Annotated in this window: 35 protein-coding genes; 3 read left to right on the top strand and 32 right to left on the bottom strand. The window is 57.2% G+C overall.

The genetic code is table 11. The features are described from left to right. Window positions 1-153: 153 nt before the first annotated feature. The gene (locus HX873_RS07800; RefSeq protein ID WP_008436451.1) at window positions 154-1,134 is read right to left on the bottom strand and encodes a GlxA family transcriptional regulator; all 981 of its coding nucleotides are present in this window, start codon (window positions 1,132-1,134) and stop codon (window positions 154-156) included. A 95-nt stretch (window positions 1,135-1,229) separates the two neighbouring features. Between HX873_RS07800 and HX873_RS07795 the strand changes: the two genes are divergently transcribed. Next, the gene (locus tag HX873_RS07795; protein WP_102370002.1) at window positions 1,230-1,781 is read left to right on the top strand and encodes a cysteine hydrolase family protein; all 552 of its coding nucleotides are present in this window, start codon (window positions 1,230-1,232) and stop codon (window positions 1,779-1,781) included. Window positions 1,782-1,793: 12 nt separating this feature from the next. Here the strand turns inward: HX873_RS07795 and tam are convergent, their stop codons facing one another. Beyond that, the gene (gene tam / locus HX873_RS07790) at window positions 1,794-2,555 is read right to left on the bottom strand and encodes a trans-aconitate 2-methyltransferase (RefSeq protein ID WP_177122535.1); all 762 of its coding nucleotides are present in this window, start codon (window positions 2,553-2,555) and stop codon (window positions 1,794-1,796) included. A 103-nt stretch (window positions 2,556-2,658) separates the two neighbouring features. On the opposite strand from tam, the gene HX873_RS07785 reads away from it, so the two are divergent. Further along, window positions 2,659-3,567 (top strand): LysR family transcriptional regulator, encoded by a 909-nt coding sequence (locus tag HX873_RS07785; RefSeq protein ID WP_177008886.1) that lies wholly within the window; start codon window positions 2,659-2,661, stop codon window positions 3,565-3,567. 91 nt (window positions 3,568-3,658) lie between these two features. On the opposite strand, the gene HX873_RS07780 is transcribed toward HX873_RS07785, so the two are convergent. Further along, window positions 3,659-4,177 carry a single-stranded DNA-binding protein gene (locus HX873_RS07780; RefSeq protein ID WP_003210042.1) on the bottom strand — a complete coding sequence of 173 codons (519 nt, stop codon included), beginning with the start codon at window positions 4,175-4,177 and terminating at the stop codon, window positions 3,659-3,661. A gap of 9 nt (window positions 4,178-4,186) precedes the next feature. Continuing rightward, the gene (locus HX873_RS07775) at window positions 4,187-5,581 is read right to left on the bottom strand and encodes an MFS transporter (RefSeq protein WP_003210044.1); all 1,395 of its coding nucleotides are present in this window, start codon (window positions 5,579-5,581) and stop codon (window positions 4,187-4,189) included. A gap of 178 nt (window positions 5,582-5,759) precedes the next feature. Here HX873_RS07775 and uvrA point away from each other — a divergent pair, with 178 nt between their 5' ends. Further along, on the top strand, window positions 5,760-8,594 hold the full coding sequence (gene uvrA, locus HX873_RS07770) for an excinuclease ABC subunit UvrA (protein WP_003210046.1): 2,835 nt from the start codon (window positions 5,760-5,762) through the stop codon (window positions 8,592-8,594). A 68-nt stretch (window positions 8,595-8,662) separates the two neighbouring features. Here uvrA and bfr read toward each other — a convergent pair whose 3' ends face one another. The 28 genes from bfr to rplD all read right to left on the bottom strand — a co-directional run bounded on the left by bfr (window position 8,663) and on the right by rplD (window position 23,640). Further along, window positions 8,663-9,127, bottom strand: a complete 465-nt coding sequence (bfr, locus tag HX873_RS07765) for a bacterioferritin (RefSeq protein WP_003210048.1) — start codon at window positions 9,125-9,127, stop codon at window positions 8,663-8,665. Window positions 9,128-9,282: 155 nt separating this feature from the next. Beyond that, window positions 9,283-10,731 carry a catalase gene (locus HX873_RS07760; RefSeq protein ID WP_008436430.1) on the bottom strand — a complete coding sequence of 483 codons (1,449 nt, stop codon included), beginning with the start codon at window positions 10,729-10,731 and terminating at the stop codon, window positions 9,283-9,285. 247 nt (window positions 10,732-10,978) lie between these two features. Beyond that, complete coding sequence (gene rplQ, locus HX873_RS07755) at window positions 10,979-11,365, bottom strand: 50S ribosomal protein L17 (RefSeq protein ID WP_003210053.1); 387 nt, start codon at window positions 11,363-11,365, stop codon at window positions 10,979-10,981. Window positions 11,366-11,406: 41 nt separating this feature from the next. Then, window positions 11,407-12,408, bottom strand: coding sequence for a DNA-directed RNA polymerase subunit alpha (gene rpoA / locus HX873_RS07750; RefSeq protein WP_003176403.1), 1,002 nt, complete (start codon window positions 12,406-12,408; stop codon window positions 11,407-11,409). A 22-nt stretch (window positions 12,409-12,430) separates the two neighbouring features. Further along, window positions 12,431-13,051, bottom strand: coding sequence for a 30S ribosomal protein S4 (gene rpsD, locus HX873_RS07745; protein WP_003210056.1), 621 nt, complete (start codon window positions 13,049-13,051; stop codon window positions 12,431-12,433). Window positions 13,052-13,069: 18 nt separating this feature from the next. Beyond that, a complete protein-coding gene (rpsK, locus tag HX873_RS07740) occupies window positions 13,070-13,459 on the bottom strand; it encodes a 30S ribosomal protein S11 (protein WP_002555466.1) in 390 nt (129 codons plus the stop codon). A 30-nt stretch (window positions 13,460-13,489) separates the two neighbouring features. Next, window positions 13,490-13,846, bottom strand: coding sequence for a 30S ribosomal protein S13 (rpsM, locus tag HX873_RS07735; RefSeq protein ID WP_003210063.1), 357 nt, complete (start codon window positions 13,844-13,846; stop codon window positions 13,490-13,492). 129 nt (window positions 13,847-13,975) lie between these two features. Then, a complete protein-coding gene (rpmJ, locus tag HX873_RS07730) occupies window positions 13,976-14,092 on the bottom strand; it encodes a 50S ribosomal protein L36 (RefSeq protein ID WP_002555468.1) in 117 nt (38 codons plus the stop codon). A gap of 27 nt (window positions 14,093-14,119) precedes the next feature. Further along, window positions 14,120-15,448 (bottom strand): preprotein translocase subunit SecY, encoded by a 1,329-nt coding sequence (secY, locus tag HX873_RS07725; protein ID WP_003210064.1) that lies wholly within the window; start codon window positions 15,446-15,448, stop codon window positions 14,120-14,122. Next, window positions 15,449-15,886, bottom strand: a complete 438-nt coding sequence (gene rplO, locus HX873_RS07720) for a 50S ribosomal protein L15 (RefSeq protein WP_003210066.1) — start codon at window positions 15,884-15,886, stop codon at window positions 15,449-15,451. Between the two features lie 4 nt (window positions 15,887-15,890). Further along, window positions 15,891-16,067, bottom strand: coding sequence for a 50S ribosomal protein L30 (gene rpmD, locus HX873_RS07715; protein ID WP_003186033.1), 177 nt, complete (start codon window positions 16,065-16,067; stop codon window positions 15,891-15,893). 2 nt (window positions 16,068-16,069) lie between these two features. Beyond that, on the bottom strand, window positions 16,070-16,570 hold the full coding sequence (gene rpsE, locus HX873_RS07710; protein ID WP_003186035.1) for a 30S ribosomal protein S5: 501 nt from the start codon (window positions 16,568-16,570) through the stop codon (window positions 16,070-16,072). A 3-nt stretch (window positions 16,571-16,573) separates the two neighbouring features. Then, the gene (rplR, locus tag HX873_RS07705) at window positions 16,574-16,924 is read right to left on the bottom strand and encodes a 50S ribosomal protein L18 (RefSeq protein WP_003186037.1); all 351 of its coding nucleotides are present in this window, start codon (window positions 16,922-16,924) and stop codon (window positions 16,574-16,576) included. Window positions 16,925-16,934: 10 nt separating this feature from the next. Next, complete coding sequence (gene rplF, locus HX873_RS07700; RefSeq protein WP_003176412.1) at window positions 16,935-17,468, bottom strand: 50S ribosomal protein L6; 534 nt, start codon at window positions 17,466-17,468, stop codon at window positions 16,935-16,937. Window positions 17,469-17,480: 12 nt separating this feature from the next. Continuing rightward, on the bottom strand, window positions 17,481-17,873 hold the full coding sequence (gene rpsH / locus HX873_RS07695; protein ID WP_003186040.1) for a 30S ribosomal protein S8: 393 nt from the start codon (window positions 17,871-17,873) through the stop codon (window positions 17,481-17,483). A gap of 208 nt (window positions 17,874-18,081) precedes the next feature. Beyond that, on the bottom strand, window positions 18,082-18,387 hold the full coding sequence (gene rpsN, locus HX873_RS07690) for a 30S ribosomal protein S14 (protein ID WP_003176414.1): 306 nt from the start codon (window positions 18,385-18,387) through the stop codon (window positions 18,082-18,084). Between the two features lie 13 nt (window positions 18,388-18,400). Then, window positions 18,401-18,940 (bottom strand): 50S ribosomal protein L5, encoded by a 540-nt coding sequence (rplE, locus tag HX873_RS07685; RefSeq protein ID WP_003210069.1) that lies wholly within the window; start codon window positions 18,938-18,940, stop codon window positions 18,401-18,403. 20 nt (window positions 18,941-18,960) lie between these two features. Further along, entirely contained in the window at window positions 18,961-19,275 is a 315-nt protein-coding gene (gene rplX, locus HX873_RS07680) for a 50S ribosomal protein L24 (protein ID WP_007896770.1), read from the bottom strand. An 11-nt stretch (window positions 19,276-19,286) separates the two neighbouring features. Beyond that, on the bottom strand, window positions 19,287-19,655 hold the full coding sequence (gene rplN, locus HX873_RS07675) for a 50S ribosomal protein L14 (protein WP_002555479.1): 369 nt from the start codon (window positions 19,653-19,655) through the stop codon (window positions 19,287-19,289). 23 nt (window positions 19,656-19,678) lie between these two features. Beyond that, the gene (gene rpsQ, locus HX873_RS07670) at window positions 19,679-19,945 is read right to left on the bottom strand and encodes a 30S ribosomal protein S17 (protein ID WP_003176419.1); all 267 of its coding nucleotides are present in this window, start codon (window positions 19,943-19,945) and stop codon (window positions 19,679-19,681) included. A 2-nt stretch (window positions 19,946-19,947) separates the two neighbouring features. After that, window positions 19,948-20,139: a 50S ribosomal protein L29 gene (gene rpmC, locus HX873_RS07665; protein ID WP_002555481.1), complete on the bottom strand. Its 192-nt coding sequence runs from the start codon at window positions 20,137-20,139 to the stop codon at window positions 19,948-19,950. Further along, window positions 20,139-20,552, bottom strand: coding sequence for a 50S ribosomal protein L16 (gene rplP / locus HX873_RS07660; protein WP_003210075.1), 414 nt, complete (start codon window positions 20,550-20,552; stop codon window positions 20,139-20,141). Before rplP ends, rpmC begins: the two co-directional genes overlap by 1 nt. A gap of 12 nt (window positions 20,553-20,564) precedes the next feature. Further along, window positions 20,565-21,251, bottom strand: a complete 687-nt coding sequence (rpsC, locus tag HX873_RS07655) for a 30S ribosomal protein S3 (protein WP_003176422.1) — start codon at window positions 21,249-21,251, stop codon at window positions 20,565-20,567. 13 nt (window positions 21,252-21,264) lie between these two features. After that, window positions 21,265-21,597 carry a 50S ribosomal protein L22 gene (gene rplV / locus HX873_RS07650; protein WP_003210077.1) on the bottom strand — a complete coding sequence of 111 codons (333 nt, stop codon included), beginning with the start codon at window positions 21,595-21,597 and terminating at the stop codon, window positions 21,265-21,267. A 13-nt stretch (window positions 21,598-21,610) separates the two neighbouring features. Further along, on the bottom strand, window positions 21,611-21,886 hold the full coding sequence (rpsS, locus tag HX873_RS07645; RefSeq protein ID WP_002555486.1) for a 30S ribosomal protein S19: 276 nt from the start codon (window positions 21,884-21,886) through the stop codon (window positions 21,611-21,613). 16 nt (window positions 21,887-21,902) lie between these two features. Continuing rightward, on the bottom strand, window positions 21,903-22,727 hold the full coding sequence (rplB, locus tag HX873_RS07640; protein WP_003210080.1) for a 50S ribosomal protein L2: 825 nt from the start codon (window positions 22,725-22,727) through the stop codon (window positions 21,903-21,905). 14 nt (window positions 22,728-22,741) lie between these two features. After that, entirely contained in the window at window positions 22,742-23,041 is a 300-nt protein-coding gene (rplW, locus tag HX873_RS07635) for a 50S ribosomal protein L23 (RefSeq protein WP_002555488.1), read from the bottom strand. After that, window positions 23,038-23,640 (bottom strand): 50S ribosomal protein L4, encoded by a 603-nt coding sequence (rplD, locus tag HX873_RS07630; protein ID WP_003210082.1) that lies wholly within the window; start codon window positions 23,638-23,640, stop codon window positions 23,038-23,040. The genes rplW and rplD overlap by 4 nt, the downstream gene beginning before the upstream one ends.

Below are 23,640 nucleotides of genomic sequence, written 5' to 3'. Positions count from 1 at the left end.
CTGCCATGTGTGTAGGGAGACGGTTGCAGGGATCAAGCCAAGGCGGCGTTTGTTTAAACGCGCGGGGAATCAATCAGTTGCGGGAAAAGCGATAGCACTTGGCCTGTTTTATTCTGCACGAAGTGCTCGAGGTGTCGCGGCGTTCTGCACGATTCAGGCTTGCGCCTTGGTGGGCGTCACGCCGAAACGGCTGCGGTAATCACTTGGCGCCAGCCCGGTGATTTTCTTGAAGGTGGCGCGGAAGGCGCCGGGGTCCTGGTAACCCACGGTCCAGGCAATGTGATCAATGGTGCCGTTGGTGAACTCCAGCATCTGCCGCGCCTTACCCACTCGCAGGTGCTGGCAGTATTCGGTGGGTTTCAAACCGGTGGCGGCGCGGAACCGTCGCAGGAAGGTGCGTTCCTCAAGTCCCGCCTCCTGCGCCATGGCAGCCAACGAAACATCCACCGCACCGCTGGCCTGCAGCCAATGTTGCACCTTGAGAATCGCAGCGTCGCCATGGGCGAGGATCGGCGCAAAGTTACTGCCGCATTCACTGGCGCTGTCGCTGTGTTCGATCACCAGGAAACGCGCGGTGCTGGCAGCGATGCTCGGGCCGAGCAAACGGTCCACCAGGCGCAGGCCCAATTCGGACCAGGCCATGAGGCCGGCGGTGGTGATCAAGTCGCCGTCGTCGACGATGGGTTTGTCGGCTTCCAGGCGAATCGCCGGATAACGGGCGGCGAAGGTTTTCGCCGACGTCCAGTGCGTGGTGGCGCTGCGACCGTCCAACAGGCCGCTTTCCGCCATCAGGATCGAACCTACGCACACCCCGCCCAGAATGGTCCCGGAGCGATGTTGCTGGCGCAGCCAATCCAGCAATTCGGCGGACGCCTGGCCCTCGGAAAAGCCGGCAATGGAGGGTGGAATCAGCAAGGCCGTCAACCTATCCCCGCTACCGGGCTCGCTATCGAATACACGGGTCGGCGCACCGCCTGTTTCAGCCTGCCAGTGGCTGATGCGCAGGGACGGCAGTTGCTCGGACTGATGCTCGGTCGCAATCCGGTTGGCGACCGCGAACAGGTCGGTCAAGCCATGCACGGCAGCCATTTGCGCACCACTGTAGATCAGCACGCCGAGCTCGACGATCGCCATTGTCAGTTTTCCCTCTGTTATTGTCGGTGCGGCCAATCCCCAGGCGTCACGCCAGCCAGGATACTGGACGCATCAACCCTCACAAGGAAACCAACATGGCCAAGCAAGCGCTCATCCTAATCGATATCCAGAACGACTACTTCCCCCAGGGCAAGTGGCCGCTAGACGGAGTGGACGCGGCGGCAGACAAGGCGCAGCAAGTGCTACAGGCATTTCGCCAGGCAGGCGATACGGTGATTCACGTACGCCACGAATTCACCTCCGACGATGCCCCCTTCTTCACCCCGGGTTCGGAAGGTGCACACCTGCACCCCAAGGTGCTGAACCAGGCCGACGAGCCGGTGGTGCTCAAGCATTTCGTCAATGCGTTCCGCGAAACCAACCTGCGGGCCCTGCTGGAACAACGCAGCATCACCGAGCTGGTGGTGGTGGGCAGCATGAGCCATATGTGCATCGACGGCGTGGTGCGCGCCGCGTCGGACCTGGGCTACAGCGTGACCGTGATCCACGATGCCTGCGCCACGCGGGACCTGGAATTCAATGGCAGCGTCGTGCCGGCAGCCCAGGTGCATGCGGCGTTTATGTCGTCGCTGGGGTTTGCTTATGCGAGCGTGGTGTCGGCGGAACAGTTCTTGTCCGCCGATTGACCTTCTCCGCGCTTACCGGGTAGCGATGATGAACAGGCGCGGAAACGGCAGCAACACAGTGCCATCGGCCAACGCTGGATAAGCCTTGGTGATCCGCGCCAGGTACTCGTCGAGGAAGGCGTTCCTTTCTGACTCGGTCAGGGGCGCCAGGAATGGACGCAACGCCGAACCCTTGAACCACTCCACCACCGCGGCGGAACCTGCCAGCGGATGGTGGTAAGTGGTGCGCCATACATCCACGGTGGAACAGTGTTGGCTCAGCAACTCAAAGTAGTAGCTCGCGGTATGGCGTTCATTGTGTTTGACGCTGCCGATCTTTGCGGCCCACGGGCCGTCCGCCGCGACTTCCCGCGCCAGCTTGTGGGCCGGCTCGTCAAGATTGTCGGGCGTCTGCACCGCCAGGGTGCCGCCGGAGGTCAGTTGATTGACTAAATGCGGATACAGCGTGGCGTGATCAGGCAGCCATTGCAGCGACGCATTGGCGAGGATGACGTCGAATTTCTGCGCCGGGTTCCAGGCGCCAATATCAGCCAATTCGAAAGTCAACGCGGGCAGGCGCTTGCGGGCGTCGACCAGCATGTCATCGGAACTGTCCATGCCGGTGACCACTGCCTGCGGAAAGCGATCAGCCAGGACTTCAGTCGAATTGCCCGGGCCGCAACCCAGGTCGACGGCGGTGCGCACATCACCCTCAGGGATGGCCGCTACCAGATCCCGGACGGGACGAGTGCGCTGTTGTTCGAACATCGAGTATTGCTTGGCTGACCAGGTCATTGCGGCATTCCTTCTTCTGTGAGGAGTGAGGACAGCCTAAATCTTGTGATCCATGAGAACAAATGCCACGATTGATCATCTCCCATACCTGAAAAGTATCCCTATGCTGGAACTCAGGCAGCTCAGGGCCTTTGTCGCGATTGCCGAAGAAGGCTATATCACCCGCGCGGCAGAACGTCTGGGCATGCAGCAACCGCCGCTGACCCGCCTGTTGCAAAGTCTTGAAGCCGAGTTGGGTGTGGTGCTGATGGAGCGCCTGCCACGAGGCGTGCGCCCGACCACTGCGGGGCTGGCCTTGCTGGAAGAGGCGCGGCATATCTTGGCCAGCGTCGATGGTGTGGCCGACATTGTGCGCCGCGCCGCCCGAGGTGAGCGCGGACGCCTGGCGATTGGTTTCACCAGCTCTGCCGCCTTGCATCCGTTTGTGCCCAGCGTACTGCGCCTGTTTCGGGAAACCTTTGTCGGCGTTTCAGTGGTACTGGAAGAAGCCGGTACCGGTGAACTGCTGGACGCGTTGCTGCACGAAAAGCTCGACGCGGCGTTCATTCGCTCGCCGCTGAGCGGGACGCAGGCGTTGCAGGACCAGCCAATTCTGGTGGAGCCAATGTTGCTGGCGCTGCCTACCGACCACCCACTGGCTATCAACCCGTCGACGCCGCTGCCGTTGGCGGCATTGGCCACCGAGGCGTTTGTGCTGTATCGGCGCCGGGTAGGGCTTGGGTTGTATGACGCGATTCTGGTGGCGTGTCGCGAAGCGGGTTTCAGCCCGCAAGTTGTGCAAGAGGCGCCGCGCATGACGGCGACGTTGAGCCTGGTGGCTGCGGGGCTTGGGGTTTCGATTGTGCCTGCCTCAATGCAACGGTTGCGGGGCGACGGGATTGTTTATCGGGAGCTTTCGGAGTGCCGGAGCCTGGTGGCGCCGTTGCACCTGGCTACCCGGGTAGGTGATACGTCGTCGGTATTGGAGAGGTTTCGGGAGTTGGTGGTGAGCGCCGCTTCTACTGACGTTTAGCGGATTGCCGTGTCCGCAATGAAAAACCCCCGGGGCCAAGGCCACCGGGGGTTTTCTGGTGTTACGCGACAGTTCTGGGTCTCAAGCGACCTTAGAACGGAATATCGTCATCAAAGCTGTCGAAGTCGGCTGCCGGCTGAGGAGCGGCCTGCTGTGGCGCTGGACGCGACTCACGCTGTGGCTGCTGGGTTGGCTGCGGACGGGACTGCTGCTGTGGACGCGGTGCCGAGTTGGACATGCCGCCCTGGCCCTGTTGGTCGCCCTGTGGACGGCCGCCCAGCAGTTGCATGGTGCCTTGCATGTCGACCACGATTTCAGTGGTGTAACGCTTGATGCCGTCTTTTTCCCACTCGCGGGTTTGCAGCTTGCCTTCGATGTAGACCTGCGAACCTTTGCGCAGGTATTCACCGGCGATCTCTGCAACCTTGCCGAACATCGACACACGGTGCCATTCGGTTTTCTCGACCTTCTGGCCGGTTTGCTTGTCGGTCCACTGCTCGCTGGTCGCCAGACTCAGGTTGGTCACGGCGTTACCGTTCGGCAAGTAGCGAACTTCGGGATCCTGGCCGCATGTACCGACCAATATGACTTTGTTAACCCCACGGGCCATAACGTTCTCCTAGGCTGGGCGCGCTGTCGGCACTGGGTTGACCAGTTGCTCGAGCGTCGCGCGATCCAATAATTCGGTGTCCAATTTGATGTAGATGGCGGCTTCTTCAGTAACAACCACAGCATCCGTAACCCCAACAACGGCCTTAAGGCGCTCGACCAGACCGGCTTCGCGGATCGCTTCGGGCGATAACGGCAAGCGCAGGCTCGTCACATAGGGAGGTTCGCGCATGGTAACAGCAAAGGCTAGCCAGAGGGCAGCCAGACCTGCGCATCCCAGGAACACAACCGACAAACCGCCATGCTGGAACATCCAGCCGCCCATGATCCCGCCCAGTGCAGAACCGAGGAACTGGCTGGTGGAATACACGCCCATCGCCGTGCCTTTGCCGCCGGCCGGTGAAACCTTACTGATCAGCGAAGGCAGTGAAGCCTCCAGCAGGTTGAACGCGGTGAAGAACACCACCGTGCCGATCACCAGCGCCCGCAGGCTGTCGCCGAACTGCCAGAAGAATAGCTCAGTGAGCATCAGTGTCGCGACGGCGCCCAACAGAACTCGTTTCATTTTGCGTTTCTTCTCGCCGTAGATGATGAACGGGATCATGGCGAAGAACGAAATCAGCAGCGCGGTGAGATAGACCCACCAGTGCTGCTCCTTGGGCAACCCGGCTTTTTGCACCAGGGCCAGGGGCAAGGCGACGAAGCTGCACATCAGCATCGCGTGTAATACGAAGATACCCAAATCCAGGCGCAACAGGTCCGGGTGCTTGAGTGTCGGCAGCAATGCCTGCTTGGCGACGCCCGACTCACGGTGCTGCAACGGCCCCGTGGAATGCGGAACCATGAAGGCGACAATCACGATGCCGAACAGCGCCATGCCACCGGTGGCCAGGAACAGACCGTGCAAGCCGAACGCGCGGGTCAGCAGCGGGCCGACTACCATCGCCACTGCGAACGAAAGACCGATGGTCATGCCGATCATCGCCATGGCCTTGGTACGGTGTTGTTCGCGGGTCAGGTCGGAGAGCAGCGCCATGACGGCGGCGGAAATCGCGCCGGCGCCTTGCAGGACGCGTCCGGCGATCACGCCCCAGATAGAGTCGGCATTGGCCGCAAGCACACTGCCCAGGGCGAAGACGATCAGGCCGAGGTAGATCACCGGCCGGCGGCCGATGCGGTCGGAAATGACGCCGAACGGAATCTGAAACAGCGCCTGGGTCAGGCCATAGGCGCCAATCGCCAGGCCGATCAGGGCCGGGGTCGCTCCTGCGAGATCCATTCCATAGGTTGCCAGCACCGGCAACACCATAAACATGCCAAGCATACGGAATGCGAACACCAGGGCCAGACCGCTTGCTGCGCGGGTCTCGCTGCCACTCATGCGTTCGCTGTGGGGATCGTGCATGGATAAACCTCGTGTGAACCGGCGGCGATTCTACCAGTCCCATCGATTGAGAGGGTATATGCGGCGGTTTGCCGCGCAGCTTTCATGTAAGGCTGCACCCGGCACTTTGACAGTGTATATTCATCCAGTCTTTAGCCGTATACTCCTGCATTATTTACGCCCGCCGTGCGAGGCCATCTTGGACAAGATCCTGATTCGTGGGGCTCGAACCCACAACCTGAAGAACATCGACCTGACCCTGCCACGGGACAAACTGATCGTCATCACCGGCTTGTCCGGGTCCGGCAAGTCGTCCCTGGCGTTTGACACGCTGTACGCCGAAGGCCAGCGCCGCTACGTGGAATCCCTGTCGGCCTATGCCCGCCAGTTCCTGTCGATGATGGAAAAGCCCGACGTCGACACCATTGAAGGCCTGTCGCCTGCGATTTCCATCGAACAGAAATCCACCTCCCACAACCCGCGTTCCACCGTGGGCACCATCACCGAGATCTACGACTACCTGCGCCTGCTGTATGCCCGCGTGGGTATTCCCCGCTGCCCGGACCACGACATTCCCCTGGAAGCCCAGACCGTCAGCCAGATGGTCGACCTGGTGCTGGCCCAGCCGGAGGGCGCCAAGCTGATGCTGCTGGCACCGGTGATTCGCGAGCGCAAGGGTGAACACCTTTCGGTCTTTGAAGAACTGCGTGCCCAGGGTTTCGTGCGTGCCCGCATCAACGGCAAGCTCTACGAGCTGGACGAAGCGCCGAAGCTGGATAAACAGAAGAAGCACTCGATTGATGTGGTCGTCGACCGTTTCAAGGTGCGTGCCGATTTGCAGCAGCGCCTGGCAGAGTCTTTCGAGACCGCGCTGAAGCTGGCAGACGGCATTGCCCTGGTGGCGCCGATGGACGACGAACCCGGGGAAGAAATCATCTTCTCCGCGCGCTTCGCCTGCCCGATCTGCGGCCATGCCATCAGCGAGCTGGAACCGAAGCTGTTTTCCTTCAACAACCCGGCCGGCGCTTGCCCGACCTGTGATGGCCTGGGGGTTAAGCAATTCTTCGACATCAAGCGCCTGGTCAACGGTGACCTCACACTGGCGGAGGGTGCGATACGTGGCTGGGACAGGCGTAACGTCTATTACTTCCAGATGCTGGGGTCGTTGGCTTCGCACTACAAGTTCAGCCTGGAAGTGCCGTTCAACGAACTGCCCGCCGAACAGCAGAAATTCATCCTGCACGGCAGCGGTTCACAGAACGTCGACTTCAAGTATTTGAACGACCGTGGCGATATCGTCAAACGCTCGCACCCGTTCGAAGGCATCGTGCCGAACCTGGAGCGGCGCTACCGCGAGACGGAGTCCGCCAGCGTGCGCGAGGAACTGGCCAAGTTCCTCAGCACCCAGCCTTGCCCGGATTGCCGTGGCACACGCCTGCGCCGTGAGGCGCGGCATGTGTGGGTTGGCGAGAAGACCCTGCCGGCAGTGACCAACCTGCCGATTGGCGATGCCTGCGAATACTTCGGCACGCTGAAACTGACGGGCCGCCGCGGGGAAATTGCCGACAAGATCCTCAAGGAGATTCGTGAACGGCTGCAGTTCCTGGTCAACGTGGGCCTGGACTACCTGTCGCTGGACCGCAGTGCCGACACGCTTTCCGGCGGTGAAGCCCAGCGGATTCGCTTGGCCAGCCAGATCGGTGCCGGCCTGGTGGGCGTGTTGTACATCCTCGATGAACCGTCGATTGGATTGCATCAACGGGACAACGACCGCTTGCTGGGCACGCTGAAGCACCTGCGGGACATCGGCAATACGGTGATCGTGGTCGAGCACGATGAAGACGCGATTCGCCTGGCCGATTATGTGGTCGATATCGGCCCGGGAGCGGGTGTTCACGGTGGGCATATTGTCGCCGAGGGCACGCCGGCTGAAGTGATGGCGCATCCTGACTCGCTGACCGGTAAGTACCTGTCGGGTCGCGTGAAGATCGCCGTGCCGGCCAAACGCACCCCGCGCAACAAGAAGATGGCACTGCACCTCAAGGGCGCGCGTGGCAACAACCTGCGCAATGTCGACCTGGAGATCCCGCTGGGCCTGCTGACCTGTGTGACCGGTGTATCCGGTTCGGGCAAATCAACGCTGATCAACAACACGCTGTTCCCGTTGAGTGCCACTGCACTGAACGGCGCGACCACCCTGGAAGCCGCCGCTCACGACAGCATCAAGGGCCTGGAACACCTGGACAAGGTGGTCGATATCGACCAAAGCCCGATTGGCCGCACACCGCGCTCCAACCCGGCGACCTACACCGGGCTGTTCACGCCGATTCGCGAGCTGTTCGCCGGCGTGCCGGAATCGCGCTCCCGTGGCTACGGGCCTGGCCGGTTCTCGTTCAACGTCAAGGGCGGCCGCTGCGAAGCGTGCCAGGGCGATGGCTTGATCAAGGTGGAGATGCACTTCCTGCCGGACATCTACGTGCCGTGCGACGTGTGCAAGAGCAAGCGCTACAACCGCGAAACCCTGGAGATCAAGTACAAGGGCAAGAGCATCCACGAAACCCTCGAGATGACGATCGAGGAAGCGCGGGTGTTCTTCGACGCGGTACCGGCCCTGGCGCGCAAGCTGCAGACACTGATGGATGTTGGCCTGTCGTACATCAAGCTGGGTCAGTCGGCGACGACGCTGTCGGGCGGCGAGGCCCAGCGGGTCAAGCTGTCTCGCGAGCTGTCCAAGCGTGATACCGGCAAGACGCTGTACATCCTCGACGAGCCGACCACAGGCCTGCACTTCGCGGATATTCAGCAATTGCTGGATGTGCTGCATCGCCTGCGTGACCACGGCAACACGGTGGTAGTGATCGAGCACAATCTGGATGTGATCAAGACCGCCGACTGGCTGGTGGACCTGGGGCCGGAAGGCGGTTCCAAAGGTGGGCAGATCATTGCGGTCGGCACACCGGAGCAAGTCTCGGAGATGAAGCAGTCTCACACCGGCTTCTACCTCAAGCCTCTGCTGGCTCGCGACAAGGACTGATTGTTCAGCCCCACGAAAAAGCCCCTGTCACCGTGTAAGTGACAGGGGCTTTTTAGTAGCTGGAGGAATCAGAACTGCGATTGCAGGTAATTCTCCAGGCCAATCAGCTTGATCAGGCCCAACTGCTTTTCCAGCCAGTAGGTGTGATCTTCTTCGGTGTCATTCAACTGCACCCGCAGGATTTCCCGCGTGACGTAGTCGTTGTGCTGCTCGCAGAGCTCAATGCCCTTGCAGAGCGCGGCACGGACCTTGTACTCAAGGCGCAAGTCGCTGGCGAGCATCTCAGGCACCGTGGTGCCGGTATCCAGGTCGTCGGGACGCATACGGGGCGTGCCTTCGAGCATCAGGATACGGCGCATCAGTGCGTCGGCGTGCTGTGCCTCTTCTTCCATTTCATGGTTGATACGCTCGTAGAGCTCGGTAAAGCCCCAGTCTTCGTACATCCGCGAGTGAATGAAATATTGGTCACGAGCTGCCAGTTCGCCCGTCAGCAACGTGTTGAGGTAATCGATTACGTCGGGGTGACCTTGCATCGCCCTACATCTCCCTGCTTGAAAGCCTGTAGTTTGAACCATGATGACCCGGAGGTCACGGGACCAACGGCAGAAAAGTGAAGATTTCCGGTGAAAAGTAGCTTAAATAACGCAAAAACCGCCCAAATGAGGGCGGTTCTGCTTATCGTTTAGAGTCAGTTAAGCGATACACCCAGTGCAGATGCGATCCCTTCTCCATAAGCCGGGTCGGCCTTGAAGAAGTACTGCAACTGGCGCTGCACCACGTCGCTGGAAACACCCGCCATTGCGCCGGCGATATTGTTGATCAGCAGGGCTTTCTGCTCATCGTTCATCAGGCGGAACAGCGCACCGGCATGGCTGTAGTAGTCGGTATCTTCGCGGTGATCGTAACGATCAGCCGCACCGCTCAGGGCCAAGGCTGGCTCGGCATACTGAGGAGCCTGCTTCGGCGCATCGGCGTAGCTGTTTGGCTCGTAATTGGGGGCCGCACCACCATTGGAGCCGAATGCCATCGAACCATCACGCTGGTAGCTGTTGACTGGGCTGCGTGGCGCATTCACCGGCAGTTGCTGGTGATTGGTACCTACGCGGTAGCGATGGGCATCGGCGTAAGCGAACACGCGCCCTTGCAGCATGCGGTCTGGCGACAGGCCAACACCCGGGACCATGTTGCTTGGACCGAAAGCCGCCTGTTCAACTTCAGCGAAGTAGTTCAGCGGGTTGCGGTTCAGTTCCAGCTCACCCACTTCGATCAGCGGGAACTCTTTCTGCGACCAGGTCTTGGTCACGTCGAACGGGTTTTCGTAGTGAGCGTTGGCCTGGGCCTCAGTCATGATCTGAATGCACACGCGCCATTTCGGGAAGTCACCACGCTCAATAGCACCGAACAGATCGCGCTGAGCGTAATCAGGGTCGGTACCCGCCAGGCGTGCAGCGTCAGCCGGCGCCAGGTTCTTGATACCTTGCTTGGTCTTGTAGTGCCACTTCACCCAGTGACGCTCGCCTTTGGCGTTAATCAAGCTGTAGGTGTGACTGCCGAAGCCGTGCATGTGACGGTAGCCGTCCGGGATGCCACGGTCCGAAAACAGGATGGTGACCTGGTGCAGCGCCTCAGGGGAGTGCGACCAGAAGTCCCACATCATCTGTGCACTTTTCAGGTTGCTTTGCGGCAGGCGCTTTTGGGTGTGGATAAAGTCGGGAAACTTCAGCGGGTCGCGGATGAAGAACACCGGGGTGTTGTTACCAACGATGTCCCAGTTGCCTTCTTCGGTGTAGAACTTCAACGCGAAACCACGCGGGTCGCGCTCAGTATCAGCCGAACCACGCTCGCCACCCACCGTGGAGAAGCGCAGGAAAGTCGGAGTTTGCTTGCCCACAGAATCGAAGAGCTTGGCGCTGGTGTACTGCGTGATGTCTTGAGTGACGGTGAAGGTACCGTAAGCGCCCGAGCCTTTGGCGTGTACACGACGCTCAGGAATGTTTTCACGGTTGAAGTGAGCGAGCTTCTCGATCAGGTGAAAGTCGTCGAGCAGCAGCGGGCCGCGTGGGCCGGCGGAACGGGAATTCTGGTTATCCGCGACAGGTGCGCCGCTGGCGGTAGTAAGGGTTTTATTCTGGCTCATGCTCAATCTTCCTCAGGTCAGTCTTGGAACTGCCGGCTAATCGGCTTGGAGCGATTATTGATCAGGAAGATGACACCATCAAATTTATTAAATCATACCCACCGATAGAAATTAACTAACGATCCATCCGAACGGATATCAGAAGTAGCTGCACGGGCTGAACGTGTATTCGCTCGAGGTAATTCCAGTTTTCAACGCGCACAAAAAACCGGGCACTAGGCCCGGTTCTTCGTTACAGACTGACGTCTTACTCAGCGGATACAGCTTCACCGCCAACTGGACGATCGATCAGCTCAACGTACGCCATAGGCGCGTTGTCACCAGCGCGGAAACCGCACTTGAGGATGCGCAGGTAGCCACCCTCACGGGTAGCGTAACGCTTGCCCAGGTCGTTGAAGAGCTTACCAACGATAGCTTTCGAACGAGTACGGTCGAAAGCCAGACGGCGGTTAGCCAGGCTGTCTGTCTTGGCCAAAGTAATCAGCGGCTCAGCAACGCGACGCAGTTCTTTAGCTTTCGGCAGTGTAGTTTTGATCAGCTCGTGCTCGAACAGCGACACCGCCATGTTCTGGAACATAGCCTTACGGTGCGAGCTGGTACGGCTCAGGTGACGACCACTTTTACGATGACGCATGGTTCATTCCTTACCAAACTCACGTTCGGTGATTACGACGATCAGGCAGTCGCCTTGTCGTCCTTCTTAAGACTTGCAGGCGGCCAGTTGTCGAGGCGCATGCCGAGGGACAGACCGCGGGAGGCCAGAACGTCCTTGATTTCAGTCAAGGATTTCTTGCCCAGGTTCGGAGTCTTCAACAGTTCTACTTCGGTGCGCTGAATCAGATCACCGATGTAGTAAATGTTTTCCGCCTTAAGGCAGTTAGCCGAACGTACAGTCAGTTCCAGATCGTCAACCGGGCGAAGCAGGATCGGATCGATCTCGTCTTCCTGCTCGATTACCACTGGTTCGCTGTCACCCTTGAGGTCGACGAACGCAGCCAACTGCTGTTGCAGAATGGTTGCAGCGCGGCGGATAGCCTCTTCAGGATCCAGAGTACCGTTGGTTTCCAGATCAATAACCAGCTTGTCCAGGTTAGTACGCTGTTCGACACGGGCGTTTTCCACCACGTATGCGATACGGCGAACCGGGCTGAACGAAGAGTCGAGCTGCAAGCGACCAATGCTGCGGCTTTCGTCTTCATCGCTCTGACGCGAGTCGGCCGGTTCATAACCACGACCACGAGCTACGGTGAGCTTCATGTTCAGGGCGCCGTTAGACGCCAGGTTAGCGATTACGTGATCGGGATTAACGATCTCGACATCATGATCCAGCTGAATATCGGCAGCGGTAACCACCCCCGAACCCTTCTTCGACAAGGTCAGCGTAACTTCGTCACGGCCGTGCAGCTTGATAGCCAGACCTTTAAGGTTCAACAGGATTTCAATTACGTCTTCCTGTACACCTTCGATGGCGCTGTACTCGTGGAGCACACCGTCAATCTCGGCCTCGACTACTGCACAGCCGGGCATTGAGGACAACAGGATGCGGCGCAGCGCGTTGCCCAGGGTGTGGCCAAAACCACGCTCGAGAGGCTCGAGAGTGATCTTGGCGCGGGTTGGACTGACAACCTGCACATCAATGTGACGGGGTGTCAGGAACTCATTTACCGAAATCTGCATGGATGCACCTATTTTCTAGCCCTTACTTGGAGTAGAGCTCGACAATCAGGCTTTCGTTGATGTCGGCGGACAGATCACTGCGAGCAGGAACGTTCTTGAAAACGCCCGACTTCTTCTCAGTGTCTACTTCTACCCATTCTACGCGGCCACGTTGGGCACACAGATCGAGAGCTTGGACAATGCGAAGTTGATTTTTTGCTTTCTCGCGAATCGCGACCACGTCACCAGCACGAACCTGGTACGACGGGACGTTAACGGTTTGGCCGTTTACGCTGACGGATTTGTGCGATACCAGCTGACGGGATTCGGCACGAGTCGAACCAAAGCCCATACGGTATACAACGTTGTCCAGACGGCATTCGAGCAGTTGCAGCAGGTTTTCACCGGTTGCACCTTTCTTGCCAGCAGCTTCTTTGTAGTAGCCGCTGAACTGACGCTCGAGAACGCCGTAGATACGACGGACCTTCTGCTTTTCACGCAGTTGGGTGCCGTAGTCGGACTGGCGACCGCGGCGTTGGCCGTGGATACCAGGTGCTGCTTCAATGTTGCACTTCGATTCGATCGCGCGCACGCCGCTCTTCAGAAAGAGATCGGTGCCTTCACGACGAGCGAGTTTGCATTTTGGACCAATGTAACGAGCCATTCTTTACAATCTCCTGGATTACACGCGGCGCTTCTTCGGCGGACGGCACCCGTTGTGCGGGATTGGCGTCACGTCGGTGATGCTGGCGATCTTATAGCCACAGCCGTTCAATGCACGGACAGCAGACTCACGACCTGGACCTGGACCTTTGACGTTGACGTCGAGGTTTTTCAGGCCATATTCCAGCGCAGCTTGACCAGCACGTTCAGCAGCTACTTGAGCAGCAAACGGGGTGGACTTGCGGGAACCGCGGAAACCCGAACCACCGGAGGTAGCCCAAGAAAGCGCGTTACCTTGACGGTCGGTGATGGTCACGATTGTGTTGTTAAAAGATGCATGGATGTGGGCGATGCCATCAACCACTGTCTTTTTAACTTTTTTACGAGGACGAGCAGCAGGTTTTGCCATGATTAATTTCCTGTCGATTCGCGTGGGCGATTACTTGCGGATCGGCTTACGCGGACCTTTACGGGTACGCGCGTTAGTCTTGGTACGCTGACCGCGTACTGGAAGACCACGACGATGACGCAGACCACGGTAGCAACCGAGGTCCATCAAACGCTTGATTTTCATGTTGATTTCGCGACGCAGGTCACCTTCAGTGGTGAACTTCGCCACTTCGCCACGCAACAGCTCAATCTGCTCGTCGCTCAGATCCTTGATCTTTGCGGCTGGGTTTACCCCAGTATCTGCGCAAATTTTCTGCGCAGTAGTGCGACCAACACCATAGATGTAGGTCAGCGAGATAACAGTGTGCTTGTTATCTGGAATGTTAACGCCTGCAATACGGGCCATTCAGTGGGACTCCAATTGACAGCTACCTACGCCCCGGAAGCCAAGAAATAGGGCGCGAGATAATATCGCTGTAATAACAAATAATCAACCCGGCAGCGCACTAGCTGCCGGGCTTCAAGCGGATCACACTCAGCCTTGGCGCTGTTTGTGACGCGGTTCCGCGCTGCAAATTACTCGAACAACACCTTCGCGGCGAATAATCTTGCAGTTACGGCACAGCTTTTTCACCGATGCACGAACTTTCATCACCAACTCCTCGAACCTTATGGGTACTCAGCGCAACATGCCGCTGCCGTAACCCTTCAGGTTGGCTTTCTTCATCAGGGATTCGTACTGGTGCGAAACGAGGTGCGATTGTACTTGGGACATGAAGTCCATCACAACCACGACGACGATCAGCAACGAGGTCCCGCCAAGGTAGAACGGAACGTTTGCTGCAACCACCAGGAACTGGGGCAACAGGCAGACGGCCGTCATATATAGAGCACCGAACATGGTCAAGCGAGTCAGAACGCCATCAATGTAGCGCGCAGACTGCTCACCTGGACGAATACCCGGAATAAAGGCACCGGACTTCTTCAGGTTTTCCGCTACGTCTTTCGGATTGAACATCAACGCCGTATAGAAGAAGCAGAAGAAAATAATCCCTGCACTAAACAGCAGAATATTCAACGGCTGACCAGGAGCGATCGACTGCGAGATGTCCTGCAACCAGCCCATACCTTCAGACTGACCGAACCAGGCACCCAACGAAGCCGGAAACAGCAAAATGCTGCTCGCGAAAATGGCAGGAATAACCCCGGCCATGTTCACTTTCAGCGGCAGGTGGCTGGTCTGCGCGGCAAAGACCTTGCGGCCCTGCTGACGCTTGGCGTAGTGAACAGCAATACGACGCTGGCCACGCTCAATGAACACCACAAAACCGATAATCGCTACTGCCAACAAACCGATGGCAACCAGGGCGAAGATATTGATATCACCCTGACGTGCAGACTCGAAAGACTGCCCAATCGCTCTCGGAAGACCGGCAACGATACCTGCGAAAATCAACATCGAGATACCGTTACCAACACCACGCTCAGTAATCTGCTCACCCAGCCACATCATGAACATCGCACCAGCCACAAATGTGGATACCGCGACGAAATGGAAGCCAAAGTCACCAGTGAACGCAACACCCTGCCCGGCCAGGCCAACGGACATGCCGATAGCCTGGACCAGGGCGAGGATGACAGTGCCGTAGCGGGTGTACTGGCTTATCTTGCGACGGCCAGCTTCACCTTCCTTCTTCAACTGCTCCAACTGCGGACTGACGGCGGTCATCAGTTGCATGATGATCGATGCCGAGATGTACGGCATGATCCCCAGTGCAAAGATGCTCATCCGTTCCAGCGCGCCGCCGGAAAACATGTTGAACAAGCTAAGAATGGTCCCCTCATTCTGTCGAAACAGGTCTGCGAGTCGGTCCGGGTTGATACCTGGAACCGGGATGTGTGCGCCTATTCGGTAGACGATAATCGCCAGGAACAGAAAACGCAGACGAGCCCAAAGTTCAGACATACCGCCTTTGCCGAGCGCTGAGAGAGCACCTTGCTTAGCCATTTATTCCTCGAACTTGCCGCCAGCTGCTTCGATAGCCGAACGCGCACCTTTGGTGGCGCCGATTCCCTTGCCGATAGTGACAGCGCGAGTCACTTCACCGGACAGCATGATTTTCACACGCTGTACGTTGACGTTGATCACGTTGGCATCTTTCAGGGTCTGCACGGTAACGATGTCGCCTTCCACTTTGGCCAGCTCGGACAGACGCACTTCTGCGCGGTCCATGGCTTTCAGGGAAACGAAACCGAACTTCGGCAGGCGACGATGCAGCGGCTGTTGACCGCCTTCAAAGCCTGGAGCGATGGTGCCACCGGAGCGGGAGGACTGACCTTTGTGGCCACGGCCACCGGTCTTGCCCAAACCACTACCGATACCACGGCCCGGACGATGCTTTTCGCGACGGGAACCCGGCGCTGGACTCAGATCATTGAGTTTCATCGAATTAACCCTCGACACGCAGCATGTAGTAAGCCTTGTTGATCATCCCGCGATTCTCGGGAGTATCAAGTACTTCTACAGTGTGACCGATGCGACGCAGACCCAAACCCTTAACGCACAATTTGTGGTTAGGGATGCGGCCGGTCATGCTTTTGATCAGCGTTACTTTAACGGTAGCCATGATCAGAAGATCTCCTTGACGCTTTTGCCACGCTTGGCGGCAATGGATTCAGGAGACTGCATTGCTTTCAAACCCTTGAAAGTGGCGTGAACCACGTTTACCGGGTTAGTCGAGCCGTAGCACTTGGCCAGAACGTTCTGAACGCCAGCAACTTCGAGGACAGCACGCATAGCGCCGCCAGCGATGATACCGGTACCTTCAGAGGCAGGCTGCATGTACACCTTCGAAGCGCCGTGAGCGGACTTCATTGCGTACTGCAGAGTAGTGCCGTTCAGATCAACTTGGATCATGTTGCGACGAGCAGCTTCCATTGCCTTCTGGATCGCAGCAGGCACTTCACGTGACTTGCCACGGCCGAAGCCAACGCGCCCTTTACCATCACCTACCACGGTCAACGCGGTGAAAGTGAAGATACGGCCGCCTTTAACGGTTTTGGCTACGCGGTTAACTTGAACCAGCTTCTCAATGTAGCCTTCGTCGCGCTTTTGGTCGTTATTTGACATAACTTAGAACTCCAGCCCAGCTTCACGAGCAGCATCAGCCAGCGCTTTCACGCGGCCGTGGTACTTGAAGCCAGAGCGGTCGAAAGCCACTTGCGAGACGCCGGCGGCCTTAGCACGCGTAGCGACCAGCTGGCCAACCTTAGTGGCCGCGTCGATGTTGCCAGTGGCACCATCACGCAGTTCTTTATCCAAAGTCGAGGCGCTTGCCAGGACTTTGTTGCCGTCGGCCGAGATGACCTGGGCGTAGATGTGCTGCGACGAGCGGAACACGCAGAGACGCACGACTTCGAGTTCGTGCATTTTCAGGCGTGCTTTGCGAGCGCGACGCAGTCGAGTAACTTTTTTGTCGGTCATTTGCTATGCCCTACTTCTTCTTGGCTTCTTTACGACGGACGACTTCGTCCGCGTAGCGCACACCTTTGCCTTTGTACGGCTCTGGTGGACGGAAGTCGCGGATCTCAGCGGCCACCTGACCTACCAGCTGCTTATCAATACCCTTGATCAGGATATCGGTTTGGCTAGGGGTCTCAGCGGTGATGCCTTCCGGCAGTTCGTAATCCACTGGGTGCGAGAAGCCAAGGGCCAGGTTCAGAACCGTGCCTTTTGCTTGCGCTTTGTAACCAACACCGACCAGCTGGAGCTTGCGCTCGAAGCCTTGGCTTACGCCTTGGACCATGTTGTTTACCAACGCACGAGTGGTACCGGCCATTGCGCGAGTTTGTTGATCGCCATTGCGAGCAGCGAAACGCAGCTCACCAGCTTCTTCAACGATCTCAACGGACGAATGGATGTTCAGTTCCAGAGTGCCCTTGGCACCCTTCACCGAAAGCTGTTGGCCTGCGAATTTTACTTCGACACCGGCTGGCAGCTTAACGGGGTTCTTAGCGACGCGTGACATGCTTATCCCCCCTTAGAACACAGTGCAAAGAACTTCGCCGCCGACACCGGCAGCGCGCGCAGCACGATCCGTCATCACACCTTTGTTGGTGGAGACGATAGACACACCGAGACCGCCACGAACTTTTGGCAGATCATCAACGGACTTGTACTGACGCAGGCCTGGACGGCTAACGCGCTTCACTTCTTCGATGACCGGACGGCCTTCGAAGTACTTCAGCTCGATGGACAGCAGTGGTTTGATTTCGCTGCTGATCTGATAACCCGCAATGTAGCCTTCGTCTTTCAGGACTTTGGCAACAGCAACCTTCAACGTGGAAGATGGCATGCTTACGACGGACTTTTCAGCCATCTGGGCATTACGGATACGAGTTAGCATGTCCGCTAACGGGTCCTGCATACTCATGGCTAGACGCTCCTAATACAAAAAAATTAGCCTTGCGGCCATTACGTGTCGCCGAGAATCTCCGAGCACAAAACACACGGGCTCAGGCGAGCCGCGTATTTTAGACACACTCCGGAAATGAAACAAGCCCCAAAAGGGGCTTGTTCCAGATTCTAGGCCACCGGTGGTCAGTATCTTGCGATCCTGGCCACCGAGACTTCGAACGTACTTACCAGCTGGCTTTAACCAGACCTGGTACGTCACCACGCATTGCCGCTTCACGCAGTTTGTTACGGCCGAGGCCGAACTTGCGGTAAACGCCGTGTGGACGACCGGTCAGGCGGCAGCGGTTACGCATGCGCGAAGCGCTTGCGTCACGTGGCTGCTTCTGCAGAGCAACTGTAGCTTCCCAACGCGCTTCTGGACTTGCGTTCAGATCAACGATGATTGCTTTCAGTGCTGCACGCTTCTTGGCGTACTTGGCAACCGTGAGCTGACGCTTCAGCTCGCGGTTTTTCATGCTCATCTTGGCCATGGTCCTACTCCAATCAGTTGCGGAACGGGAATTTGAACGCACGCAGCAGAGCGCGGCCTTCATCATCGTTCTTGGCAGTGGTGGTCAGGGTGATGTCCAGACCGCGGAGAGCATCGATCTTGTCGTAGTCGATTTCCGGGAAGATGATCTGCTCTTTAACGCCCATGCTGTAGTTACCACGACCATCGAAGGACTTGGCATTCAGGCCGCGGAAGTCGCGGACCCGAGGCAGGGAGATCGACAGCAGACGATCCAGGAATTCGTACATACGCTCACGGCGCAGAGTCACTTTGACGCCGATCGGCCATCCTTCACGGACTTTAAAGCCAGCGATGGATTTACGAGCGTAGGTCACAACGACTTTTTGGCCGGTGATCTTTTCCAGGTCAGCAACAGCGTGCTCGATGACTTTTTTGTCGCCGATCGCTTCGCCCAGACCCATGTTCAGGGTGATTTTGGTAACGCGCGGAACTTCCATCACGTTCGAAAGCTTAAGTTCTTCCTTAAGTTTCGGTGCGATTTCCTTCCGGTAAATCTCTTTTAGTCGTGCCATGGTCTTCTACCTAGCAGTGTTCAAGCATCAACCGCTTTTTGGGTCGACTTGAAGACACGAATTTTCTTACCGTCTTCTACTTTGAAACCAACGCGGTCAGCCTTGTTGGTTTCGCCGTTGAAGATGGCGACGTTAGAAGCGTGCAGTGGCGCTTCTTTCTCGACGATACCGCCTTGTACGCCCGACATCGGGTTAGGCTTGGTATGACGCTTGACCAGGTTCAGACCACCAACGACCAGACGGTCATCAGCAAGAACCTTCAGCACCTTACCGCGCTTACCTTTGTCTTTGCCGGCGATCACGATGATCTCGTCGTCACGACGAATCTTTTGCATGTCGGATCTCCTTACAGCACTTCTGGGGCGAGCGAGACGATCTTCATGAACTTCTCAGTACGAAGTTCACGGGTCACTGGCCCAAAGATACGGGTGCCGATCGGCTCTTGCTTGTTGTTCAGAAGAACAGCAGCGTTGCCATCAAAGCGGATAATGGAGCCATCTGCACGGCGTACGCCGTGACGAGTGCGGACTACAACAGCAGTCATCACTTGGCCTTTTTTCACTTTACCGCGAGGAATTGCTTCCTTCACGGTAACTTTGATGATGTCACCGATACCAGCGTAACGACGATGGGAGCCACCCAGCACCTTGATGCACATAACGCGGCGTGCGCCGCTGTTATCGGCCACATCGAGCATGGATTGAGTCTGAATCATATAATTTCTCCGACCCCTAGTCCTTAGACTTCCACAGCGCGTTCGAGAACATCAACCAGGGCCCAAGACTTGGTCTTGGCCAACGGACGAGTTTCACGAATAGTGACTTTGTCGCCGATGTGGCACTGGTTGGTTTCGTCGTGCGCGTGCAGCTTAGTCGAACGCTTAACGTATTTACCGTAGATCGGGTGCTTAACGCGACGCTCGATCAAAACGGTGATGGTTTTGTCCATCTTGTCGCTGACAACACGGCCAGTCAGCGTACGGACAGTCTTTTCGGCTTCAGCCATGATCACTTACCTGCCTGCTGGTTGAGCACAGTCTTCACGCGAGCAATGTCACGCTTAACTTGCGAGAGCAGATGAGACTGCCCCAACTGGCCAGTTGCTTTCTGCATACGCAGATTGAACTGGTCGCGCAGCAGGCCGAGCAGTTGCTCGTTCAGCTGCTGTGCGGATTTTTCACGAAGTTCATTCGCTTTCATCACATCACCGTCCGTTTAACAAAGGAGGTGGCGAGCGGCAGCTTTGCAGCAGCCAGGGCGAAAGCCTCACGCGCCAGCTCTTCAGTAACACCCTCGATTTCATACAGGACTTTGCCTGGCTGAATCTGGGCAACCCAATATTCCACGTTACCCTTACCTTTACCCATCCGAACTTCGAGGGGCTTTTTGGAGATAGGCTTGTCCGGGAATACACGGATCCAGATCTTGCCGCCACGTTTAACGTGACGGGTCAGTGCACGACGCGCTGACTCGATCTGACGAGCGGTGAGACGACCACGAGCTACAGACTTCAGCGCATATTCGCCGAAGCTGACTTTGCTACCGCGCTGAGCCAGACCACGGTTGTGGCCTGTCATCTGCTTGCGGAACTTCGTACGCTTTGGTTGCAACATTTGGCGTACCCCTTACTTAGCAGCTTTTTTACGAGGCGCTGGTGCTTGTGGTTTCAGTTCTTCTTGGCGACCACCAATTACTTCGCCTTTGAAGATCCAAACCTTTACACCGATCACACCGTAGGTGGTGTGAGCTTCGTAGTTGGCATAGTCGATGTCGGCACGCAGGGTGTGCAGTGGCACACGACCTTCGCGATACCATTCAGTACGTGCGATTTCAGCACCGCCGAGACGACCGCTCACTTGGATTTTGATGCCTTTGGCACCAATGCGCATGGCGTTCTGTACTGCGCGCTTCATAGCGCGACGGAACATAACGCGACGCTCCAGCTGCTGAGCTACGCTCTGCGCAACCAGCATACCGTCGAGCTCCGGCTTGCGGATCTCTTCGATATTGATGTGCACAGGCACACCCATTTGCTTGGTCAGGTCCTGACGCAGTTTCTCAACATCTTCACCTTTCTTCCCGATAACGATACCTGGACGAGCGGTGTGGATGGTGATACGTGCAGTTTGAGCAGGACGATGGATATCGATACGGCTCACGGACGCGCTTTTTAGTTTGTCTTGGAGATACTCACGCACCTTCAGATCAGCGAACAAGTAGTCCGCATAAGTCCGACCGTCTGCGTACCAGACGGAGGTGTGCTCCTTGACGATTCCCAGGCGAATGCCAATGGGATGTACTTTCTGACCCATCTCTTCGACTCCGTTACTTGTCAGCAACCTTGACAGTGATATGGCAAGACCGCTTGACGATGCGATCAGCTCGGCCTTTGGCACGAGGCATGATGCGCTTCAGCGAACGCCCTTCGTTGACGAAAACGGTGCTGACCTTCAGGTCATCAACGTCTGCGCCTTCGTTGTGCTCGGCGTTGGCTACGGCCGACTCCAGCACTTTCTTGATGATCTCGGCGGCTTTCTTACTGCTGAAAGCCAACAGGTTGAGCGCTTCGCCCACCTTCTTCCCGCGGATCTGGTCGGCGACCAAGCGGGCTTTCTGGGCGGAGATTCGAGCGCCCGACAACTTAGCGGCTACTTCCATCGTTCCTTACCCCTTAACGCTTGGCTTTCTTGTCTGCCACGTGCCCACGATATGTGCGGGTACCGGCAAACTCGCCTAGTTTGTGGCCGACCATGTCTTCGTTCACGAGAACTGGAACATGTTGACGACCGTTATGCACTGCAATGGTCAGACCGACCATTTGTGGCAGGATCATCGAACGACGCGACCAGGTTTTCACCGGTTTGCGATCGTTCTTTTCCGCCGCCACTTCGATCTTCTTCAGTAGGTGAAGATCAATAAAAGGACCTTTTTTCAGAGAACGTGGCACTGTCGTATCCCTCTATTTACTTGCGACGACGGACGATCATTTTGTCGGTACGCTTATTACCACGAGTCTTCGCGCCCTTAGTCGGGAAGCCCCATGGCGATACCGGATGACGACCACCAGAGGTACGACCTTCACCACCACCGTGTGGGTGGTCAACCGGGTTCATGGCAACACCACGAACGGTTGGGCGAACGCCACGCCAGCGTTTGGCACCAGCTTTACCCAGCGAACGCAGGCTGTGCTCGGAGTTCGAGACTTCGCCCAGGGTCGCACGGCATTCAGCCAATACTTTACGCATTTCACCAGAGCGCAGACGCAGGGTCACGTAGACACCTTCACGAGCGATCAGCTGAGCCGAAGCACCAGCGGAACGAGCGATTTGCGCGCCTTTACCCGGCTTCAATTCGATGCCGTGTACGGTGCTACCAACTGGAATGTTGCGCAGTTGCAGAGCGTTGCCCGGCTTGATCGGTGCCAAAGCACCTGCGATCAGCTGGTCACCAGCACTCACGCCTTTAGGGGCGATGATGTAGCGACGCTCGCCATCTGCGTACAGCAGCAGAGCGATGTGAGCAGTACGGTTTGGATCGTATTCGATACGCTCGACAGTGGCAGCGATGCCATCTTTGTCGTTGCGACGGAAGTCGACCAGACGATAATGCTGCTTATGGCCACCACCGATGTGACGAGTGGTAATACGACCATTGTTGTTACGACCACCAGTCTTCGATTTCTTCTCGAGCAGCGGTGCGTGAGGAGCGCCTTTATGCAGCTCCTGGTTGACCACCTTGACCACAAAACGGCGGCCAGGGGAAGTCGGTTTGCATTTAACGATTGCCATGATGCACCCCTTCCTTACTCAGCACTGCTGCTGAAATCGAGATCTTGGCCTGGCTGAAGGGAGATAACTGCCTTCTTCCAGTCATTACGCTTGCCCAGACCGCGAGCAGTGCGCTTGCTCTTACCCAGAACATTCAGGGTAGTAACACGCTCTACTTTCACGCTGAACAGGCTTTCGACGGCCTTCTTGATTTCCAGCTTGGTTGCGTCAGTTGCAACCTTGAAAACGAACTGGCCTTTCTTGTCAGCCAGAACCGTAGCCTTTTCGGAAACGTGCGGGCCAAGCAGAACTTTAAATACGCGTTCCTGGTTCATCCCAGCAGCTCCTCGAATTTCTTCACGGCCGACACGGTGATCAACACCTTGTCGTATGCGATCAGACTAACTGGATCGGAACCTTGCACGTCACGTACATCAACGTGTGGCAGGTTGCGAGCAGCCAGGTACAGGTTCTGATCAACAGCTTCAGACACGATCAGGACGTCAGTCAGGCCCATGCCGTTCAGCTTGTTCAGCAGATCTTTGGTTTTCGGCGCTTCAACAGCGAAGTCCTGAACCACGACCAGACGATCAGTACGCACGAGTTCAGCAAGGATGGAGCGCAGTGCTGCGCGATACATCTTCTTGTTGAGCTTCTGGGTGTGATCCTGTGGACGTGCTGCGAAAGTGGTACCGCCGCCACGCCAGATTGGGCTACGGATAGTACCGGCACGAGCGCGGCCAGTACCTTTCTGACGCCAAGGGCGCTTACCGCCACCACGAACGTCGGAACGGGTCTTTTGCTGCTTGCTACCTTGACGGCCGCCGGCCATGTAGGCCACGACTGCTTGGTGAACCAGCGTCTCGTTGAATTCGCCGCCAAATGTCAGTTCGGAAACTTCGATCGCTTGAGCGTCATTTACGTTTAATTGCAT

The organism is Pseudomonas sp. P7758 (assembly GCF_013386485.1).
Taxonomy (GTDB): domain Bacteria; phylum Pseudomonadota; class Gammaproteobacteria; order Pseudomonadales; family Pseudomonadaceae; genus Aquipseudomonas.
Note: the sequence above shows the minus strand (reverse complement) of the source record. Positions and strands in the feature narration are given on the sequence as shown.

Coding starts and splice junctions, on each gene's coding strand:
- HX873_RS07800 (WP_008436451.1), bottom strand. CDS start 1,134: ATGGCGATCGTCGAGCTCGGCGTGCTGATCTACAGTGGTGCGCAAATG.
- HX873_RS07795 (WP_102370002.1), top strand. CDS start 1,230: ATGGCCAAGCAAGCGCTCATCCTAATCGATATCCAGAACGACTACTTC.
- tam (WP_177122535.1), bottom strand. CDS start 2,555: ATGACCTGGTCAGCCAAGCAATACTCGATGTTCGAACAACAGCGCACT.
- HX873_RS07785 (WP_177008886.1), top strand. CDS start 2,659: ATGCTGGAACTCAGGCAGCTCAGGGCCTTTGTCGCGATTGCCGAAGAA.
- HX873_RS07780 (WP_003210042.1), bottom strand. CDS start 4,177: ATGGCCCGTGGGGTTAACAAAGTCATATTGGTCGGTACATGCGGCCAG.
- HX873_RS07775 (WP_003210044.1), bottom strand. CDS start 5,581: ATGCACGATCCCCACAGCGAACGCATGAGTGGCAGCGAGACCCGCGCA.
- bfr (WP_003210048.1), bottom strand. CDS start 9,127: ATGCAAGGTCACCCCGACGTAATCGATTACCTCAACACGTTGCTGACG.
- HX873_RS07760 (WP_008436430.1), bottom strand. CDS start 10,731: ATGAGCCAGAATAAAACCCTTACTACCGCCAGCGGCGCACCTGTCGCG.
- rplQ (WP_003210053.1), bottom strand. CDS start 11,365: ATGCGTCATCGTAAAAGTGGTCGTCACCTGAGCCGTACCAGCTCGCAC.
- rpoA (WP_003176403.1), bottom strand. CDS start 12,408: ATGCAGATTTCGGTAAATGAGTTCCTGACACCCCGTCACATTGATGTG.
- rpsD (WP_003210056.1), bottom strand. CDS start 13,051: ATGGCTCGTTACATTGGTCCAAAATGCAAACTCGCTCGTCGTGAAGGC.
- rpsK (WP_002555466.1), bottom strand. CDS start 13,459: ATGGCAAAACCTGCTGCTCGTCCTCGTAAAAAAGTTAAAAAGACAGTG.
- rpsM (WP_003210063.1), bottom strand. CDS start 13,846: ATGGCCCGTATTGCAGGCGTTAACATTCCAGATAACAAGCACACTGTT.
- rpmJ (WP_002555468.1), bottom strand. CDS start 14,092: ATGAAAGTTCGTGCATCGGTGAAAAAGCTGTGCCGTAACTGCAAGATT.
- secY (WP_003210064.1), bottom strand. CDS start 15,448: ATGGCTAAGCAAGGTGCTCTCTCAGCGCTCGGCAAAGGCGGTATGTCT.
- rplO (WP_003210066.1), bottom strand. CDS start 15,886: ATGAAACTCAATGATCTGAGTCCAGCGCCGGGTTCCCGTCGCGAAAAG.
- rpmD (WP_003186033.1), bottom strand. CDS start 16,067: ATGGCTACCGTTAAAGTAACGCTGATCAAAAGCATGACCGGCCGCATC.
- rpsE (WP_003186035.1), bottom strand. CDS start 16,570: ATGTCAAATAACGACCAAAAGCGCGACGAAGGCTACATTGAGAAGCTG.
- rplR (WP_003186037.1), bottom strand. CDS start 16,924: ATGACCGACAAAAAAGTTACTCGACTGCGTCGCGCTCGCAAAGCACGC.
- rplF (WP_003176412.1), bottom strand. CDS start 17,468: ATGTCACGCGTCGCTAAGAACCCCGTTAAGCTGCCAGCCGGTGTCGAA.
- rpsH (WP_003186040.1), bottom strand. CDS start 17,873: ATGAGTATGCAGGACCCGTTAGCGGACATGCTAACTCGTATCCGTAAT.
- rpsN (WP_003176414.1), bottom strand. CDS start 18,387: ATGGCCAAGATGAGCATGAAAAACCGCGAGCTGAAGCGTCAGCTCACG.
- rplE (WP_003210069.1), bottom strand. CDS start 18,940: ATGGCACGACTAAAAGAGATTTACCGGAAGGAAATCGCACCGAAACTT.
- rplX (WP_007896770.1), bottom strand. CDS start 19,275: ATGCAAAAGATTCGTCGTGACGACGAGATCATCGTGATCGCCGGCAAA.
- rplN (WP_002555479.1), bottom strand. CDS start 19,655: ATGATTCAGACTCAATCCATGCTCGATGTGGCCGATAACAGCGGCGCA.
- rpsQ (WP_003176419.1), bottom strand. CDS start 19,945: ATGGCTGAAGCCGAAAAGACTGTCCGTACGCTGACTGGCCGTGTTGTC.
- rpmC (WP_002555481.1), bottom strand. CDS start 20,139: ATGAAAGCGAATGAACTTCGTGAAAAATCCGCACAGCAGCTGAACGAG.
- rplP (WP_003210075.1), bottom strand. CDS start 20,552: ATGTTGCAACCAAAGCGTACGAAGTTCCGCAAGCAGATGACAGGCCAC.
- rpsC (WP_003176422.1), bottom strand. CDS start 21,251: ATGGGTCAGAAAGTACATCCCATTGGCATTCGCCTGGGAATCGTCAAG.
- rplV (WP_003210077.1), bottom strand. CDS start 21,597: ATGGAAGTAGCCGCTAAGTTGTCGGGCGCTCGAATCTCCGCCCAGAAA.
- rplB (WP_003210080.1), bottom strand. CDS start 22,727: ATGGCAATCGTTAAATGCAAACCGACTTCCCCTGGCCGCCGTTTTGTG.
- rplW (WP_002555488.1), bottom strand. CDS start 23,041: ATGAACCAGGAACGCGTATTTAAAGTTCTGCTTGGCCCGCACGTTTCC.
- rplD (WP_003210082.1), bottom strand. CDS start 23,640: ATGCAATTAAACGTAAATGACGCTCAAGCGATCGAAGTTTCCGAACTG.